This window comes from Psychrobacillus sp. MER TA 171 (assembly GCF_023713305.1).
Lineage (GTDB): Bacteria > Bacillota > Bacilli > Bacillales_A > Planococcaceae > Psychrobacillus.
Genome location: NZ_JAMAWN010000006.1, coordinates 166,319 through 183,784, shown reverse-complemented (window position 1 = coordinate 183,784; position 17,466 = coordinate 166,319). Strand labels below are relative to the sequence as shown.

General features: G+C 36.6%; 24 protein-coding genes. 11 read left to right on the top strand and 13 right to left on the bottom strand.

The genetic code is table 11. The annotated features are described in order from the left end of the window. Window positions 1-215 precede the first annotated feature (215 nt). The gene (locus M3627_RS08235; RefSeq protein WP_169360175.1) at window positions 216-518 is read right to left on the bottom strand and encodes a YunC family protein; all 303 of its coding nucleotides are present in this window, start codon (window positions 516-518) and stop codon (window positions 216-218) included. A gap of 247 nt (window positions 519-765) precedes the next feature. Here M3627_RS08235 and M3627_RS08230 point away from each other — a divergent pair, with 247 nt between their 5' ends. Then, the gene (locus tag M3627_RS08230; protein WP_251553604.1) at window positions 766-966 is read left to right on the top strand and encodes an alpha/beta-type small acid-soluble spore protein; all 201 of its coding nucleotides are present in this window, start codon (window positions 766-768) and stop codon (window positions 964-966) included. 499 nt (window positions 967-1,465) lie between these two features. Here M3627_RS08230 and M3627_RS08225 read toward each other — a convergent pair whose 3' ends face one another. The 7 genes from M3627_RS08225 to M3627_RS08195 all read right to left on the bottom strand — a co-directional run bounded on the left by M3627_RS08225 (window position 1,466) and on the right by M3627_RS08195 (window position 5,745). Continuing rightward, window positions 1,466-1,756 carry a DUF2653 family protein gene (locus M3627_RS08225; RefSeq protein ID WP_169360173.1) on the bottom strand — a complete coding sequence of 97 codons (291 nt, stop codon included), beginning with the start codon at window positions 1,754-1,756 and terminating at the stop codon, window positions 1,466-1,468. After that, window positions 1,744-2,205 (bottom strand): hypothetical protein, encoded by a 462-nt coding sequence (locus M3627_RS08220; RefSeq protein WP_251553602.1) that lies wholly within the window; start codon window positions 2,203-2,205, stop codon window positions 1,744-1,746. Before M3627_RS08220 ends, M3627_RS08225 begins: the two co-directional genes overlap by 13 nt. Window positions 2,206-2,305: 100 nt before the next feature. Further along, complete coding sequence (gene sda, locus M3627_RS08215) at window positions 2,306-2,434, bottom strand: sporulation histidine kinase inhibitor Sda (RefSeq protein WP_169360171.1); 129 nt, start codon at window positions 2,432-2,434, stop codon at window positions 2,306-2,308. Between the two features lie 441 nt (window positions 2,435-2,875). Continuing rightward, window positions 2,876-3,016, bottom strand: a complete 141-nt coding sequence (locus M3627_RS08210; protein ID WP_169360170.1) for a hypothetical protein — start codon at window positions 3,014-3,016, stop codon at window positions 2,876-2,878. Window positions 3,017-3,408: 392 nt separating this feature from the next. Continuing rightward, complete coding sequence (locus tag M3627_RS08205) at window positions 3,409-3,744, bottom strand: L,D-transpeptidase (RefSeq protein ID WP_251553600.1); 336 nt, start codon at window positions 3,742-3,744, stop codon at window positions 3,409-3,411. A 190-nt stretch (window positions 3,745-3,934) separates the two neighbouring features. Continuing rightward, window positions 3,935-5,413: a histidine ammonia-lyase gene (gene hutH / locus M3627_RS08200; RefSeq protein WP_251553631.1), complete on the bottom strand. Its 1,479-nt coding sequence runs from the start codon at window positions 5,411-5,413 to the stop codon at window positions 3,935-3,937. Between the two features lie 119 nt (window positions 5,414-5,532). After that, on the bottom strand, window positions 5,533-5,745 hold the full coding sequence (locus M3627_RS08195) for a hypothetical protein (RefSeq protein WP_251553598.1): 213 nt from the start codon (window positions 5,743-5,745) through the stop codon (window positions 5,533-5,535). Between the two features lie 199 nt (window positions 5,746-5,944). On the opposite strand from M3627_RS08195, the gene M3627_RS08190 reads away from it, so the two are divergent. Together M3627_RS08190 and M3627_RS08185 are read left to right on the top strand one after the other, a co-directional pair. After that, the gene (locus tag M3627_RS08190; RefSeq protein WP_251553596.1) at window positions 5,945-6,832 is read left to right on the top strand and encodes a DUF4349 domain-containing protein; all 888 of its coding nucleotides are present in this window, start codon (window positions 5,945-5,947) and stop codon (window positions 6,830-6,832) included. A gap of 139 nt (window positions 6,833-6,971) precedes the next feature. After that, window positions 6,972-8,867 carry a PrkA family serine protein kinase gene (locus M3627_RS08185; protein ID WP_169360167.1) on the top strand — a complete coding sequence of 632 codons (1,896 nt, stop codon included), beginning with the start codon at window positions 6,972-6,974 and terminating at the stop codon, window positions 8,865-8,867. Between the two features lie 51 nt (window positions 8,868-8,918). Here the strand turns inward: M3627_RS08185 and M3627_RS08180 are convergent, their stop codons facing one another. From M3627_RS08180 to M3627_RS20800, 4 genes are read right to left on the bottom strand one after another with little or no spacing between them, the layout of a single operon-like run. Then, complete coding sequence (locus tag M3627_RS08180; protein ID WP_251553594.1) at window positions 8,919-9,110, bottom strand: hypothetical protein; 192 nt, start codon at window positions 9,108-9,110, stop codon at window positions 8,919-8,921. After that, window positions 9,107-9,235 (bottom strand): hypothetical protein, encoded by a 129-nt coding sequence (locus M3627_RS20810; RefSeq protein ID WP_277347109.1) that lies wholly within the window; start codon window positions 9,233-9,235, stop codon window positions 9,107-9,109. Before M3627_RS20810 ends, M3627_RS08180 begins: the two co-directional genes overlap by 4 nt. After that, window positions 9,232-9,360 (bottom strand): hypothetical protein, encoded by a 129-nt coding sequence (locus tag M3627_RS20805; RefSeq protein ID WP_285841670.1) that lies wholly within the window; start codon window positions 9,358-9,360, stop codon window positions 9,232-9,234. Before M3627_RS20805 ends, M3627_RS20810 begins: the two co-directional genes overlap by 4 nt. After that, window positions 9,357-9,482 carry a hypothetical protein gene (locus M3627_RS20800; protein ID WP_285841669.1) on the bottom strand — a complete coding sequence of 42 codons (126 nt, stop codon included), beginning with the start codon at window positions 9,480-9,482 and terminating at the stop codon, window positions 9,357-9,359. The genes M3627_RS20805 and M3627_RS20800 overlap by 4 nt, the downstream gene beginning before the upstream one ends. Window positions 9,483-9,509: 27 nt before the next feature. On the opposite strand from M3627_RS20800, the gene yhbH reads away from it, so the two are divergent. Together yhbH and M3627_RS08170 are read left to right on the top strand one after the other, a co-directional pair. Beyond that, entirely contained in the window at window positions 9,510-10,664 is a 1,155-nt protein-coding gene (gene yhbH, locus M3627_RS08175) for a sporulation protein YhbH (RefSeq protein ID WP_251553629.1), read from the top strand. Then, the gene (locus M3627_RS08170) at window positions 10,664-12,058 is read left to right on the top strand and encodes a SpoVR family protein (protein WP_251553592.1); all 1,395 of its coding nucleotides are present in this window, start codon (window positions 10,664-10,666) and stop codon (window positions 12,056-12,058) included. The genes yhbH and M3627_RS08170 overlap by 1 nt, the downstream gene beginning before the upstream one ends. A gap of 68 nt (window positions 12,059-12,126) precedes the next feature. On the opposite strand, the gene M3627_RS08165 is transcribed toward M3627_RS08170, so the two are convergent. Continuing rightward, window positions 12,127-13,002: an SDR family oxidoreductase gene (locus tag M3627_RS08165; protein WP_251553590.1), complete on the bottom strand. Its 876-nt coding sequence runs from the start codon at window positions 13,000-13,002 to the stop codon at window positions 12,127-12,129. A 147-nt stretch (window positions 13,003-13,149) separates the two neighbouring features. On the opposite strand from M3627_RS08165, the gene M3627_RS08160 reads away from it, so the two are divergent. The 6 genes from M3627_RS08160 to M3627_RS08135 all read left to right on the top strand — a co-directional run bounded on the left by M3627_RS08160 (window position 13,150) and on the right by M3627_RS08135 (window position 17,454). Continuing rightward, the gene (locus M3627_RS08160) at window positions 13,150-13,869 is read left to right on the top strand and encodes a gamma-glutamyl-gamma-aminobutyrate hydrolase family protein (RefSeq protein WP_251553588.1); all 720 of its coding nucleotides are present in this window, start codon (window positions 13,150-13,152) and stop codon (window positions 13,867-13,869) included. A 29-nt stretch (window positions 13,870-13,898) separates the two neighbouring features. Continuing rightward, a complete protein-coding gene (locus tag M3627_RS08155; RefSeq protein WP_251553587.1) occupies window positions 13,899-14,042 on the top strand; it encodes a hypothetical protein in 144 nt (47 codons plus the stop codon). A 148-nt stretch (window positions 14,043-14,190) separates the two neighbouring features. After that, window positions 14,191-14,355: a hypothetical protein gene (locus M3627_RS08150; RefSeq protein WP_169359100.1), complete on the top strand. Its 165-nt coding sequence runs from the start codon at window positions 14,191-14,193 to the stop codon at window positions 14,353-14,355. A gap of 142 nt (window positions 14,356-14,497) precedes the next feature. Beyond that, a complete protein-coding gene (locus M3627_RS08145) occupies window positions 14,498-15,370 on the top strand; it encodes a patatin-like phospholipase family protein (protein WP_251553586.1) in 873 nt (290 codons plus the stop codon). A gap of 71 nt (window positions 15,371-15,441) precedes the next feature. Next, window positions 15,442-15,858: a pyridoxamine 5'-phosphate oxidase family protein gene (locus M3627_RS08140; protein ID WP_251553585.1), complete on the top strand. Its 417-nt coding sequence runs from the start codon at window positions 15,442-15,444 to the stop codon at window positions 15,856-15,858. A 123-nt stretch (window positions 15,859-15,981) separates the two neighbouring features. Beyond that, window positions 15,982-17,454, top strand: coding sequence for a spore germination protein (locus tag M3627_RS08135; RefSeq protein WP_251553584.1), 1,473 nt, complete (start codon window positions 15,982-15,984; stop codon window positions 17,452-17,454). Window positions 17,455-17,466: the final 12 nt, after the last annotated feature.

Here is a 17,466-nt window from a genome sequence, read left to right as displayed (position 1 = left end):
AATTATGATTATTTGTTATCAGTGTTTTCCTTTTATCAAAAACCTTGAAAAATAAATACTTATATAATTTAACTACATACTAACTAAAAGGAGGATGATCATAAAAACACGGTCATCCTCTTACAAGTACATGTATTAGATATGATGTCCTAAAGAGTGCTGAAATTAAGGAGAAGTTTAAGATATGGCTTTTACTTTTTGCTGGAAGGGCAGCTTTAAAGCATTCTTAGTAATGCTTCTCTTCCAATCATTCCAGTCTCAATACCTAATTTCTCTGCCTCTAAAGTAACTGATTCCAGCGGAGCATTTATAAGCTGTTCAATTGTTTTTACTCCTACAGCTCTGCCTGCAATTATGTTCCTATCTTTTAACTTTTCATTGAGCAAGCCAACATCTAATGCTCCACACATAATGTAACCTTTGTCATTGGAAACGGTTAGCAAAGTCGTTTTTGGAAGCTCAACTGAAACAGCTATAAATGTGTTTCCGTCAATGTCAACTGGGTGCACTTTAATCAATAAATATTCACTCCTTTAAGCTTTCCCTTCAGATTATGTAAGAAGTAGGAAATAGGTGAATATTAACGAGCTAAAGTTTAAGGAGCCTAAAATATTTCATTTAAAATTTTGGTTTTGATATAAAGGATAACCATAATCATTAGAACAATGCAGTTAAAAGGTTTGAAAAAGTTTTTTGTCTAAAATTTTATTTCTTGTATATATCAAAAGATTTGGCACAATATAATCTCACAAGGAGGTGAGAGAAATGTCAAACAACAACAACAACAAACTACTTGTACCAGGTGTTAAACAAGCTCTTGACCAAATGAAATATGAAATCGCTCAAGAATTTGGAGTACAACTTGGAGGAGAATCTACAGCGCGTGCTAACGGATCCGTTGGCGGAGAAATTACTAAGCGTTTAGTAGCTCAAGCTCAAGGACAAATGAGCGGTTTTCAAAAATAATTAAATTGAGACCGGTGGCTTTATGCCATCGGTTTTTTGTTTTTGAATTATGTTTTGTAATACCGAATACTTTCTCATAAAAAAAGCTTTGTTAAAGTTATTGGTGGATTTTGACTAATAATTCTTTAGGAACATTCAAATGGCTATTAAGAACATAAATAGATTATAAACTTGAGGTTGGGGACAGTTTTAAGCTTTGTTGATACGAGGAAATTATTTGCGCTTTATCGATGCTCAAGCTGTTTCCATGTATTGAATTGGAGCGCCAGACGGCGACATAAGCAGGGATGAGTGAGACAGATAAGACATCACAACCACGCGCGTAAGCGATGGGTGATGGCTTATCGCTCACCCCGCGAAAAAGCGTCCGGCTGGTGCGAAAAATCAATTCTACTCTCTGATTTAAAGATTTCTTTGCATTATAAATCAACCCTACCCTTTAACATAGCCTAAAAAAGTAAGAAAAAAGGTAACGAAGAAAATTCTTCGTTACCTTTTTTTAACTTACAACTGCAATTATTCCTTCTTTTTCATCTAATACAAGCTCTATACCGGTAGAGATAGGATCTAGGTTTAAAAATTCTCTCATTGTTTGGCGTAAAGATTCAATAATGTCTAGTGTACTTAAATTATACTGTTGATTATTTACATATGCCTCAGCGGAAAAGCCAGTTTCGTCATCATACATTAACTCTACTTCAACTGCTTCCGGGTTAGCATTTACTTTACGACCAAAGTGAACGCAAATAGCATTAATAATATTTTGTTCTGGTACTACTAGTTTTTCCATGTATGTGGTTCCTCTTTCTTTTTCTTGTCTTTAAAGATGTTGATAATCTTAAGGATAAGAATAACAATTACTGCGATAGCAGCAGCATTAATTAAGAAACCTAATATGGAACCAAGTATACCCATGTTTGCAAAAAGACTACCAAAGAGTAATCCAGCGAGACCACCTATGAAAAGACCTTTCATCAATCCACCAGCCGTAAATCCACCTTTGGAGTTTGTGTTAGATGATTTATTTGTAGCTGTTGTAGAATTATCTTTATCTTTTTGAATATTAGAATTCGTATTGGAATTATTCGTATTGTCATTTGAATTATTATTAGAATTAAAACCTTTTTTTCCTGACTTGTATTTCTTAGCTTCAGCAGTTATATCGTCTTGAAAGACAAAATTGCCCACTGAAGAAAAAACAAGCGTGATAGTAAGTAGTGCGACTAGAATTTTCTTCAAAATTTAAAACCCTCCGTAAAATAGTTATTAGATTAGACTTACAGTATTACCTTATACTATTTACGAAAGAATGGAAAGAAAGTTTCATTTATATAAAAGATTATAGTTCAACTTGAAGAGAGCGACGTTGAATCTCACTTTTCAATAAAGCTAAAAAGTCAGGGCAAAGGTTAAGTTCCTTAGCAGTAAAATATGATTCTAATAATAGATCATCCGACATTTTACTCATTTCATTTCCTCCTAATAGTTAAATGTTCTTATATGTGAAAGGGCTTTAAGATTAAATAATTGTTATTAACATTACTTTACCAAAAAGTACTATTAAGAACAATCGTTCTTTTTATCCACAGTATATGGGTATAAGATGTTAATAAGTTGTTTACATGTTTGTCAAAATCATATTTATCTAGTGTGAATTCTGTGTGTAAACTTATCCACAAAGAATGAAAAAGGCGAATTTTGTCGAAACCTTTTTGGAATAAAAATCATTTTTAACATCTAAGCTTCTCTTTTAACGCATATGTTATATGATAATTTTTTTTCCTACTATCTAATAAATTTTTAGTTTTCTTTTTACTTAATTACATGGAAAAACAAAATATTTCCTTTTATCAATACCCGTTAAAATATGTGCTTAAACATAAAATAATTAAATTTTTTAAAAATTTAATTAAAATTCTTCTTTTTCTTGTTCTTCCTTGTCGTCAACTTGATTGTCATCGTGGTCTACAGCATAATTGGCGTCTCCAAGTAGACCTAAAGAGATGAATGTAGCTGCTCCGATTTTTGCTTTATTTTTTTCAGTAAACATATTTGTTACCTCCGTGCCTTATAATTTTTCATTAAAGAATTTATCTTAATAATACATACCTCTGGAAGAAGGAAATAAACATCTAAAATGTAGTTGAAAGCTATTGTAAGTAGGATGGGTAAGCATCATCTTATAATTAAAATTTATAAAGAGGAATAGGAACCATAGTGTATAAGATAGAAATAATTATAAGAAGAAATGATATTGACTATAAGGTTAGAAAGTAGAAAGAGCGGTTGTATGGAGTTGATCACGAGTTTGGAGAGTGATATATGCAGGTGAAATGGGATACTTGGTGTGGAGAATTTTAAATCTATTCTATAATGTGTGATTTCAGTTATACAGAGGCAATCTAACAAATTTAGAATTATTAGCGAGAGCTATAAGAACCATTACTTGTGGATGTAAACATTTGTCTGCAAAGGTACCTGGGAGGATAATTCTATAACGTCATTGTTGTACATTCTTATACAACCAAGTGATACTTCTTTTCCTATTGAGCTTGAATCGTTTGTCCCGTGTATACCATAATGAGGCTTAGATAATCCCATCCACAATGCCCCATATGGACCTCCTGGATCTACTTCCTTATTTATAATCATATAATTACCTGTTGGAGTAGGGGTTAAGACTTTTCCTACTGCAATAGGGTATGTTTTTAACAGTTTGCTTCCGTCATAAAGCTTCAACTGACGTTTAGTGACTGATACATCAATCCAAAGTGTCAAAAAATCAACTCCCGATATATTATTTCTTATTATATGAGTTGATTCGTAAGATGGATAACCAAAAATGAATGGTTATATACATTATGAAAAAGTGTATAGAGGAAGCAGGGGCTCCCTTGGTGTAGCCTATACACTTCCTCCAAGTAGAAGCAAACTGTTAAAACAAAGGAAGAGGGCACTTAAGAGATATTCAAGTCCTCAAATAATTTTGCATTAACTCGATATCCTTGCTAAAAACCCGATCTTCAGTTATGGATGGAATAAATGTACGGATCTCCTTCCACTTTTTTAGCAGTTTTGGAGCCATCAACAACTCATTACGATACTCGACTCCTTGTACTGCACAAATAGCCTCGATAGCGATTACCCCACGGGCATTTTGAATGATTTGATAGGCATGTCTAGCCCCAATGGTTCCCATGCTGACATGGTCCTCTTGGTTTCCGGAGGATGGGATAGAGTCGACAGATGCCGGGTGAGCCAGTGTTTTATTTTCAGATACTAGACTAGCGGCAGTATATTGTAAAATCATTGCTCCTGATTGTAGGCCAGGCTCTGGGCTTAAAAATGGTGGGAGACCAACATTTAATTGTGGGTTCACGAGTCTTTCTACCCGACGTTCGGAAACGTTAGCAAGCTCGGCCATTCCCACCTTTAAGAAATCCATCGCAAAGGCTATTGGTTGACCGTGAAAGTTTCCCCCGGAAACAACTATATTTCCGTCTTCTACGATTAATGGATTATCCGTGGCTGCATTCATTTCTATCTCAAGTTTTTCTTTTACATAGGAAAGCACTTGCCATGTGGCTCCGTGTATTTGAGGTATGCATCTTATGGAATAGGCATCCTGCACTCGCTGTTCCCCTTGTTTAGTGACTAGTTGACTTCCTTCCAACCAGTACAGCATTCGTTTAGCGACGTCTATTTGCTCCAGGTAACCTCGTGCTTCATGGATAGAAGGGTGAAAGGCGTCTGTAATCCCATGGAGGGCTTCCATTGTCATTGCAGCAATCCACTCGCTTTGATACGCAAGAGTCTCAGCTTCTAGCCAGTTAATCACTCCTTGAGCAGTCATTGCCTGAGTTCCATTTATTAAGGCTAACCCTTCCTTAGCTTCAAGTACAATTGGCTGTAGTCCATGTTCACTCCATACATTTGCAGCAGGAATATGCTTGTTAGCTTCCCAAACAAATCCTTCGCCAATTAATACAAGGGCTAAGTGTGATAGAGGTGCTAAATCTCCAGATGCACCTAGAGAGCCTTGGGAAGGTATTACGGGATGGATATGATGGTTTATCATATAGGCCAGTCTTTCTAATACCTCGAGACGTATGCCTGAAAAACCCTTCATCAGAGCATTCAAACGTAGAATGACCATAGCTCTTGAAACTAACTCTTCAAAAGGAGTTCCAACTCCACAAGCATGAGAACGTATCAAATGTAATTGAAGTGCATGAACATCCTTCTCGTTTATACTTACATCGCTAAATTTTCCAAAGCCCGTATTAATTCCATACACGATTTCTCCGCTACTAACAATTTTCTCTACGGCTCTTCTACTGTTTTGTACAGCTTTTATAGCTTCTTTATCTAATGTTATTTTCTCGTCTTTATAAAGAATGGCTCTCATTTGTTCCAATGTAAGGCCATATCCTTTTAAGTAAATCATATTTTCCACTCCTACTTTTTTTATAGCTTTCAAATCAATTATTTGATGTATTTTACTCATTTGCCTGTCGGGTCAGAAATAGGCGCCTGCGCTTTTCTTGATGTCTAGCTCCGTCGGGGTCAAATGGAAAAAAGCTCCGGTGGCTGAGGAGCTGCCTCCTCGCTTTCCCCATTTGCCTTTCGGGGCAGGAATAGGCGCCTGCGCTTTTCTTGGTGTCTAGCTCCGGCGCCTTGCCCCTCGGGGTCAAATGGGAAAAAGCTGCTCCTGCGCAAGCTCGTCGCAAACAAGAGCGTTTGCGGTGGCTGAGGAACTGCCTCCTCGCATTTTCCCATTTGCCTGTCGGGGCAGTAATAGGCGCCTGCGCTTTTCTTATATTCTATCGGAATATTCCATTTTATTAAGCTTTTTTAGAAGAAAAGTAAAAATTTCTCATATGCTAGTAGAGTGTCTTGATAGTGTGCTAAACGGGAGGATTGTAACAAAGTTTCTTCACAAACGTCTATTTATTTAAAGTAAAGGGGGTTTTTGGTAATGACTAGGTTTATTATCGTTTTCTTATATTTGTCTCTCATTTTTTTAGCTGGCTGCAGTGCACAAGACGAGGAAAAGGCAGCTGTAACAGAGTCTATGAAGGATGTAGAGTATTCAAATGATATCGGTGAGGCAGAGGACTCTTCAAAGGAAGAGAGTATTACTGAAGCAGAGGAAAGTACAACGAACCCAACTATTTCTCAAAGGAAAATTATTCATAAGGCTAATATTAGTGCAAACGTCAAAGAACTAACGGTAGCTCAAGAAAAAATCACAGAAAAAGTAAGTAAATATAACGGATATATTGTAGAATCTAATAATTTTCAAGAAAGTGATTCTCGTAGTCATGGACGTATGGTTGTCAGAGTACCTGAGGAGCATTTTGAGACTTTTTTATCAGAAGCTGAAGGACAGGTAACTAAGGTATTAGAGAGGAATATAACGGGGGAAGACGTAACAGAGCAGTATGTAGACTTAGAGTCCCGATTAAAATCAAAAAGAGCAGTAGAAGCTCGATTGCTAGTATTTATGGAAAGTGCAGAAAAAACGGAGGATCTTTTAAAGATTTCAGCTGACTTGGCAAAAGTACAAGAAGAAATAGAAGTAATAGTTGGGAAGATTAAATATTTGGATAATCAAACTTCCTTTTCCACAATAGAGCTGAACTTTTATGAGGATCGCGTAATCGTACCAAGTATTGAAAATAAGGAATTAAACACATGGGAGAAGACAAAGAAGCAATTTGTTCAAAGTGTGAATGCGCTATTAATGATTGGATCTTGGATTATAGTGTTTCTATTAGGCAATTTACCAGTCTTATTAGTGATAGGTATTGTTTCCTTTTTGAGTATTTGGTTTATAAGAAAAAGAAGGAAAGATAAAGAATGACCTTCATTCAATAGAAAAAATTTAAGGAGATGAAATAGCGATAGGTATAAACAAATAAGAGACAACTACAAAGTTATATGTATCATTAATTCCTTCCCGTCATATTATGTATAAAAGATGCCCCTGAATGGAGGGAAACATGGATATCTTAAGTAAGGTTAAAGGTTATCGAGAAGCGGAAAACCAGCTGAAATGGGAAGGTACGTTCAGGGAATACTTGGAGATTCTGAAAGAAAGACCAGAAGTTGCTCAAACTGCACATGCAAGAGTATACAGCATGATTAAAAGTGCGGGGCATTCGGATGAAAATGGAAAGAAAAGCTATAAGTTTTTTGAACAGGAAATGTTTGGTTTAGACGAAGCGTTAGAGCGTCTGGTAGAAGAGTATTTCCATCCGGCAGCAAAGCGTTTAGATGTTCGGAAAAGAATTTTATTGTTGATGGGTCCCGTGAGTGGTGGTAAATCTACTATTGTTACATTGTTGAAGAGAGGTTTTGAGGAATATTCAAGAACTGATAAGGGTGCTGTCTATGCTATTAAAGGGTGCCCTATGCATGAGGATCCGCTTCATTTAATCCCAACTCATCTTCGAGAAGACTTTTTTGAGGAATACGGAATTCGAATAGAAGGTAGTCTATCACCTCTGAACTCGATGAGGCTGGAGCAGGAGTATGGCGGTAAAGTAGAAGATGTCTTAGTGGAGAGGATTTTCTTTTCAGAGGACAAAAGGGTAGGGATAGGTACTTTTACTCCATCTGATCCAAAATCTCAAGATATCGCTGATTTAACTGGAAGCATTGACTTTTCAACAATTGCTGAGTTTGGGTCTGAATCTGATCCAAGAGCATATAGATTTGATGGGGAGCTAAATAAGGCTAATAGAGGAATGATGGAATTTCAGGAGATGCTGAAGCTGGATGAAAAATTCCTGTGGCATCTACTATCTCTAACACAGGAGGGTAATTTCAAAGCTGGTCGTTTCGCGCTTATCAGTGCAGATGAGCTGATTGTAGCCCATACCAATGAAACGGAATATCGTTCGTTTATCTCTAATAAAAAAAATGAGGCGCTACATTCACGTATTATTGTAATGCCAATTCCTTATAACTTGAAGGTTAGCCAAGAAGAACGAATTTATGAAAAGATGATTAAAGAAAGTGATATGAACCATGTCCATATCGCTCCCCATGCCTTAAGGGCGGCAGCTATATTCTCTATACTCACAAGATTAGAGGATCCAAAGAAACAAGGAATCGATATAGTGAAGAAAATGAAGTTGTATGATGGGGAAAACATTGAAGGTTTTAATGAAATTGATGTTGAAGAGCTTAAAAAAGAATTTACTACGGAAGGAATGCATGGAATTGATCCGCGATATGTGATCAACCGCATTTCCTCCGCCATTATAAGAAAAGAAATCCCTTCTATAAATGCATTAGACGTTTTACGTGCGTTAAAAGAAGGTCTTGATCAGCATGCTTCTATTTCTGAAGAGGATCGAGAAAAGTATTTAAACTATATTGCTATTGCACGAAAAGAATACGATGAGATTGCTAAAAAAGAAGTTCAGAAGGCTTTTGTTTACTCATATGAGGAGTCGGCAATAACGCTAATGAATAATTATTTGGACAATGTTGAAGCATTTTGTAACAAGAACAAAATGAGAGATCCATTAACTGGCGAAGAGATGAACCCAGATGAAAAATTAATGCGCTCCATAGAAGAACAAATAGGCATATCTGAAAATGCAAAAAAAGGATTCCGAGAAGAGATATTAATTCGCCTTTCAGCCTATGCAAGAAAAGGGAAGCGTTTCGAATATAATTCCCATGAACGCCTAAGAGAAGCAATTCAAAAGAAACTATTTGCTGATTTAAAAGATGTAGTGAAAATTACTACATCTACGAAAACGCCAGATGAAGCTCATTTGAAAAAGATAAACGAAGTTGTTGCTAGATTGATTGATGAGCACGGATATAATTCTACTTCAGCCAATGAATTATTACGTTATGTAGGAAGTCTTCTTAATCGATAAAGCCATGAAAAAACAAGACTAATATGCTTCATTGGTCTTGTTTTTTTTATACTAATTTGGATTGTAACTATACTCGCGGTCAAATGGATAAAAGCTGCTCCTGCGCAAGCTCGTCGCAAACAAAAGCGTTTCCGGTGGCTGAGGAGCTACCTCCTCGCATTTCCCCATTTGCCTGTCGGGGCAGAGATAGGCGCCTGCGCTTTTCTGATTGTCTAGCTCCGGCGCCTTGCCCCTCGGGGTCAAATGGATAAAAGCTCCGGTGGCTGAGGAGCTGCCTCCTCGCTTTTTCCCATTTGCCTGTCGGGGCAGAGATAGGCGCCTGCGCTTTTCTGATTGTCTAGCTCCGGCGCCTTGCCCCTCGGGGTCAAATGGATAAAAGCTCCGGTGGCTGAGGAGCTACCTCCTCGCTTTTTCCCATTTGCCTGTCGGGGCAGAGATAGGCGCCTGCGCTTTTCTTATTGTCTAGCTCCGGCGCCTTGCCCCTCGGGGTCAAATGGATAAAAGCTCCGGTGGCTGAGGAGCTGCCTCCTCGCTTTTCCCCATTTGCCTGTCGGGGCAGAGATAGGCGCCTGCGCTTTTCTTGAAACTTTGGCAATAACTTTGTTGCACCGGCATATGATAAAAAATAGGTAGGTGTTGAGGTTGAATGAAAAAGAGAAAAATCCCTTCGTTATTTCACAAGAGAATTGGTCACTCCATCGCAAAGGACATCAAGATCAGCAACGCCACACGGAAAAGGTCAAGGAAGCAATTAGAAACAACTTACCAGACTTAATAAGTGATGAAAGTATTATCATGTCAAATGGACGAGACGTTATAAAAATCCCTATTAGATCCCTGGATGAATATAAAATAAGATATAACTACGACTCTTCTAAGCATGTTGGCCAGGGTAAGGGAGACAGTCAGATAGGTGATGTTGTCGCTAAGGGACCTGGGGAAGGTAAGGCCACAGGAAGTGGTAAGCAAGCTGGAGACAAGGCAGGGCAAGATTACTATGAGGCAGAGGTTTCCATGGAAGAGATTGAAAATGCTCTTTTTAGTGACATGGAGCTACCTAGTCTAGAGGATAAAGAAAAATCCGAAATAGTAACCGAGCATATTGAGTTTAATGATATTCGGAAAAAAGGTCTTATGGGTAATATTGATAAGAAAAGGACATTAATTACAGCTATTAAGAGAAATGCTCTTAAGGGAGAAGCGGCAATTGCACCTATTCATCAGGATGATTTGCGCTTTAAAACTTGGGATGAAGTTGTTAAGCGCGAATCAAAAGCAGTCGTTCTCGCTATGATGGATACAAGTGGTTCAATGGGAGTTTTTGAAAAGTATTGTGCACGTAGCTTCTTTTTTTGGATGGTTAGATTTTTACGAATGGAATACGAAGCATTAGATATTGAATTTATTGCTCACCATACAGAAGCAAAGGTAGTTACTGAGGAAGCGTTCTTTACAAAGGGGGAGAGTGGAGGTACCATATGTTCCTCTGCTTATCAGAAGGCATTAGAGTTAATACAGGAAAAGTATCCACCTTCTCGGTATAATATTTATCCAGTTCATTTTTCAGATGGAGAAAATATGACGAGTGATAATGAAAAATGTATGAAACTAGTTAATGAATTAATGAAGGTATCTCAAATATTTGGGTATGGGGAAGTTAATGAGCACAATCGTTATTCCACTTTGATGAACACATATAAGACAATAGAAAATCCAAAATTTAGACACCACGTAATTAGAAACAATAAAGATGTATATGCTGCGTTAAAAAGTATTTTTAAAAAGGGAGTAAAGTGATGGACACAAAACTACAATATGCAATTGCCGAAATAACTGAGATTGCATCTGGTTTTGGATTGGATACATTCCCTATGAGATACGAAATATGTCCTGCAGACATTATTTATACATTCGGCGCATATGGGATGCCAACTCGTTTCGCACACTGGAGCTTTGGGAAGCAATTTCATAAAATGAAGATGCAATACGATTTTGGGCTTAGTCAAATCTATGAGCTAGTGATCAATTCGAACCCTTGTTATGCATTTCTATTAGATACGAATAGCCTTATTCAGAACAAGCTAATTATTGCTCATGTACTTGCGCATTGTGATTTTTTCAAGAATAATGTTCGCTTCTCTAACACACGGAGAGATATGGTAGAAAGCATGACTGCCACTGCCGAGAGAATTGCACACTATGAAATGGTTCATGGAAAAGAAGAGGTAGAACAATTTTTAGACGCAGTATTAGCTATTCAAGAACATATTGATTCTTCGATTGTCCGTCCTAAGCTTCCTAGTTATGACTTAGAGGAAGAAGAAATAGAGGAAAAAAGAAAAAGTGAGTATGATGATTTATGGGATTTAGACGAAAAGAAAAAAAATAAGTTGGTTCAGCCTTATCGAATAAAATTCCCGCCCAGACCGGAAAAAGATTTGCTTTTATTTATAGAGGAGTATAGTCGGGAACTTGAAGATTGGCAACGTGACATTTTAACGATGATGCGGGAAGAGATGCTTTATTTTTGGCCGCAGCTCGAAACAAAAATTATGAATGAGGGATGGGCAACTTTTTGGCATCAGCGAATTCTCCGAGAAATGGATTTGACTTCAGATGAAACCATTGAATTTGCCAAGTTAAATGCAAATGTTGTGCAACCTTCCAAGACGTCCATAAATCCGTATTATTTAGGACTCAAAATTTTTGAGGATATAGAGAAAAGGTATGACTCCCCTACAGCTGAAATGAGAAGAATTGGAATTGAACCAGGGCTAGGGAGAGAAAAGTTGTTTGAAGTGCGGGAAATAGAGTCTGATATTTCCTTTATCAGAAATTATTTGACAAAAGAGTTAGTTAAACAAGAGGACCTTTACTTATTTGAAAAGAAAAATGGGAACTATGAAATAACTGATAAGGATTATGAGAATGTCAGAGATGAAATAATAGCGAGCCGTGAAAATGGTGGATACCCCTACATTGTAGTAGAAAATGGTGATTTCTCTAGAAACGGGGAGCTGCATCTAAAACACAATTATGAAGGCGTGGAATTAGATGCGCATTATTTGGAGCATGTGCTTCCATATATCTACCAGCTGTGGGGGCGTTCTATTCATATGGAAACCTTTGTCGAGAAAAAACCAGTGCTCTATACTTATGATGGAAAAAAAGTTTCAAAGAGCCTTATGTAAATACTTTAATATGAAAAAGAGGATGATCGTAAATAATACGATCATCCTCTTTAAATTTTATATAGATTTTATGAACCGACGAAGTCTCCGCCATCAACATGAATAGTTTGTCCTGTAATATAAGTCGAATCATTAGATGCTAAGAAGACATAGGCAGGTGCATTTTCTGATGGCTGACCTCTTCTGCCAGTTGGATTGCTTTCAGCATGGTTTTCTACCTTCTCGGCATCAAAAGTTGCTGGGATAAGTGGGGTCCATATTGGCCCAGGTGCTACCGCATTTACACGAATTCCTTTTTCAACTAGATTTAATGCTAAGGAGCGTGTGAAGGAAGTGATTGCTCCCTTCGTTGCCGAGTAATCGATTAACTCAGCAGAACCTCGGTATGCTGTCACTGATGATGTATTTACAATAGTGTCCCCCTTAGACATATGCGGAAGAGCAGCCTGTGTTAGATAGAACATAGAGTATATGTTAGTAGAGAAAGTTTCCTGTAATTGATCCGGAGTAATCTCTAAGAAATTCATCGTTGGGAACTGTTTTCCTGCATTGTTTACTAAAACATTTAACTGGCCAAATTCCTCAATAACCTGCTCTATTAACTTTTCGCAGTTTTCGTCATCGCTAATATCTGCAGCAAAACTTTTTGCTTTAACTCCATAGTTTTCAACTAGCTTTACTGTTTCTTTTGCATCCTCATGTTCATCTAAATACGCAATAGCGACGTTTGCACCTTCTTTTGCATAAGCGATTGCAACTGCTTTACCAATACCGCTATCTCCTCCTGTGATTAAAGCAACTTTTCCTTTTAGCTTTTCAGAACCTTTATAATTCTCATCATCATAAATAGGTTTTGGACTCATTTCATTTTCAAAACCTGGTTGACGATTCTGTGTTTGTCCTTTAATATTTTCTTCCATTTTTTCGAATTTGTCATTACTCATGTTGAGTCCTCCTTTATTGATCTCTAATAAATGTATTCCCAGATGAAATAAAAACAAACGTTAGATAAAAAGACTGACACAAGTTTAGCAAATTCAAACAAGGGTATTAATATAGAGCATGAAATTTAAAAAAATGGGGAATCTAATATGAAACCAATAATAGGTATTACTGCTGAAGTTAAAGATGATAAAAGTTATTACTTGTCTTCAGTATATTCAGATACAGTTCTACAAGCAGGAGGTATTCCTTTACTTATACCACTCATTCCTGATAAAGATATAGACCAGTTATGTCAGCAAATAGACGGGTTGATTATAACTGGAGGAGAAGATATTGATCCTTCTTATTATGGTGAGTTGCCACATCTTCACTTGCAACGAATTACTCCACGACTCGATAAAATGGAATTTGCACTTGTGCAAAAATTTCTAGAGTTAGACAAGCCATACATTGGGACTTGTAGAGGCTTGCATATGCTTAATATAGTGATGGGTGGATCTTTACACCAGTCTATTCATGAGCAAAGAGAAGAGTATACTTTACAGCATAGGCAAAATGCAATAAGAACGCATAGATCACATCCGGTTAAGTTAGATAGAAAAAGTAAAATATATCAAATCTTTCAGGAGGAAGAGTTTAAGATCAACTCTTTTCATCATCAAGGCGTAAATAAGCTAGGAGAAGGATTGAAAGTAGTGGCTAGTGCACCAGACGGTATAGTAGAAGCAGTAGAAAGTGAAAATCATTCATTTATCTATGGATTCCAATGGCATCCTGAAGAATTTGCTCTAGTTGGTGATGAGCCTTCACAAAAGTTGTTTAGAAAATTTATAGAAGCTGCAATTGAAAGAAAAACTAACGAATAGCATGCCTATTAAAATAGGAGGTGAAAATATTGGGTAAAGATAAGAAGGATAATGATGTGGAATACAATTCTAATTTGAATCCTGACGATTTTAAAGAGACAGATAAGAAAAATGCGGATAAGAAAGATATAACTAAACCAGGTGAGAAAGAAGAAAATAAAAATAATAAATAGTTAATATCGTATATAGAAGGTCAAAAATACTAATAAAAGAAGGATCGTTATGGCGTATGTCACAACGGTCCTTCTTTAATTTTCTCAACTTATTTTAAGCATAATAACTATTTAATAGTACAACTTATTCTCATGGAGGTGAAATCTCATGAATGATAAAAAGAAAAATCATAAAAATAAGTTAGATCGTGAAGAGTATGGTTATGGATATGACATCAGTCCAAATGATATGGGTGTGATAGGGCAGAATACAGAAGCAAAAAAACACAATAACAGCCAACAAAAGGAAACAAAAAATAATTCAAACAAATAATTAATCACTTTATGGTCACCACCTCTATTCCATATATATACATATCAACATTTTTGTTCATCTTATTTGTCGATATATGTTCTAATTCGATTGCTTCTCTCTTAGAGTGATATAACAACTTTTTTAGAGAGAAGGGTGCAGTATGTATATAGATGGGATATTTTCAGGTGGTGGGATGAAGGGGATCGGCCTAGTTGGGGCATATCAAGTTTTGGAAGAGAAAGGATATCGTCTAAAGCGTGTGGCGGGAACTAGTGCAGGAGCAATACTTGCCTGCTTTATAGCTGCAGGCTATAACGGCAGAGAAATGGAAGAGCTAATGATGAGTCAAAACTTCCAAAAGCTATTGGATCCACGGAAGACAGTAATTCCACTTCCGTTTACAAAGTGGTTAAATTTATATTGGGGTTTAGGCTTGTATCAAGGAAAGGCATTGGAGGATTGGTTTTTAGAGAAATTGGCTGCTAAAGGTATTTATACTTTTGGGGACCTACCTCCTGGCTCGTTAAAGCTAGTTGCCTCCGACCTAACAAATGGAAAGATGATTGTCCTACCAGATGACTTAAAAAATTATGACATAGAGCCAGATACCTTTTTAGTAAGTAGAGCCTTGCGCATGAGTTGTGGCATTCCCTTTTTCTTTGAACCAATCAAATTAAAATCGAATATTGGAGACGTAGTGGTGGTAGATGGCGGCGTGCTCAGCAATTTTCCAATGTGGATATTTGAAAACGGTATAAAGGAGAGACCAGTTTTAGGTATTCGACTTAGTGCAAATATTGAAGAGCCGCAACCAAAAAAAATAAAAAATGGACTCGATTTATTTGAGGGCCTATTTACAACAATGAAAGATGCACATGACACAAGGTATATATCGCGAAAGATTGAAAGAAATATTATTTTTATACCTGCAGATGAATATAGTGCGACCCAATTTGAATTAGACTATGATTCTAAATTGGATTTATTGCAAAAGGGAAGAGAATCAACTACTCGATTTTTGAAAACCTGGTAATTGCATTTAAGAATGTTTAGTTTATTTCTAAAAAAGGAATAGTAAAGACATAAAGGGAAGGGGAGATTGATATGACTAATGCAAAAGAACAAGCACTAAAAATATTAAATAGTAATATGATTGGTACTATGGCGACAGTGCAGCAAAATAAGCCACATTCCCGATATATGACCTTTTTTAATGACGATTTTATCCTCTATACCGCAACAAGTAAGAAAACGCATAAAGTAGAAGAAATTGAACATAATCCATACACACACATCCTCCTAGGGTACGATGGAAAAGGATTAGGTGATTCCTTCCTGGAAATTGAAGGGAAGGTCGAGGAATCGGATGACGAATCGATGAAAGAAAAGGTTTGGAATGATGCTTTAAAAGGATGGTTTAAAGGTCCAGATGATCCGGATTTAATCATTTTGAAAATTACTCCAACACAAGTTAGAGTTATGAATACACAAGGCGAAGGTCCAGAAATAGTTGAATTTTAAACTCTAAAACACTCAAAACGACAAAGTTTTGAGTGTTTTTATATGCTAGTAAAGAATCCAATAGATTCACTTGCATACATAAAATATAAATGGACAAACTAATCAAATCTATAGGAAGGGCAAGTGATTCTTATAACAAAGATGAAATTAGTAAAAAAGCCGATGCTTGCATATTTTATGGATGGTACCACATCGACGAATGCTTTAGTTGAAAAAAGGATTAGGTATTATAAAAAGATTACTAAAGATAATAATGACGTTTTATATAAAAATATCCCAACTAACGAAGGCATTGTTACGATTATTTTTTCTCAATCCTTAACAGATATCAAAACTTTAGAAATAATGGTTTTAATTCCTTTAGCAAATTATATTCACCAAATACATCAGGTGGCAGAATATATGAACCCCTCCAATATTGATGAGATTACACAAAAACTTGCTATTGGTGAAACGTTATTATACTTCCATGAGACAAACCAACTGTTAAGTATTCATACGTATAGTGTAAAGGAGCGGGAAGTAACTACTTCAGAGATGGAGAGTACATTCATTGGCCCTCAAGATGTATTTACTGAATCCATACAGACAAATCTTTCGCTTGTTAAAAGACGAATAGTTAATCCAATGCTTAAAAATGAAGACTTAACAATAGGAAGCGTTTCTAATACCAAAATCACTATTATATATATAGATGATTTAGTAGATAAAACATCTCTCGAGCAATTAAAGAGTCGCTTAACCAAGCTTGATTATCCAAAGTTCTTTGATATTTCTACTCTTATGCAATTAATAGAAGATAATCCCTATTCACTATTTCCTCAATATTATATGACTGTAAAACCGGATACCACATCACATTACCTTGCAGATGGCAGAATAGTTATTTTAATGGATAACAGTCAAGCAGCTCTTGTATGCCCAACCTCCTTTTTAGAAATGTTCATTAGTGCGGAGGATTATTATAATCGCTGGCCATCTGCTAGCTTAGTTAGATCTCTTCGATTTTTTGGTTTTTTCTTAACCATTATGATTACTCCAACTTATATTTCCGCATTAACCTTTCACCAGGAGGTGCTTCCTTATGAGCTCCTTTTAAATCTTCAAGAATCTAGAATGAAAGTGCCTTTTTCTCCTCTCTTTGAGGTGTTATTTATTGAACTAATTGTAGAGGTATTAAAAGAAGCAGGGGCCAGGATGCCAGCGAAAATTGGCCAAACGATAGGGATTGTTGGAGGGATTGTTATTGGTACTGCAGCAGTTGAAGCAGGTCTTGTAAGTAATATTCTTATCGTTATTGTGGCTACTTCTGCTCTGTTGTCCTTCCTTCCACCGGTTTTCCATATGAGTAATACGAGCAGGACTATTCGTTATGTCTTTATACTTTCAGCCGGTATCTTTGGTTTGTTTGGTCAAATGCTCGCATTTGCATGGCTAATTGCCCACTTATTAAGAGTAAAATCCCTCGGTACGCCTTTTATGTCACCTGTTATACCGAGAAGGATGTCTGATTTGATGGACAGTGTTGTACGTTTTCCAATATCTTTCTTAAAGAGGAAAAGCGGGATTTCTCGTTCCAAAAAACGAAGTATATAGGTAGGTGAACAT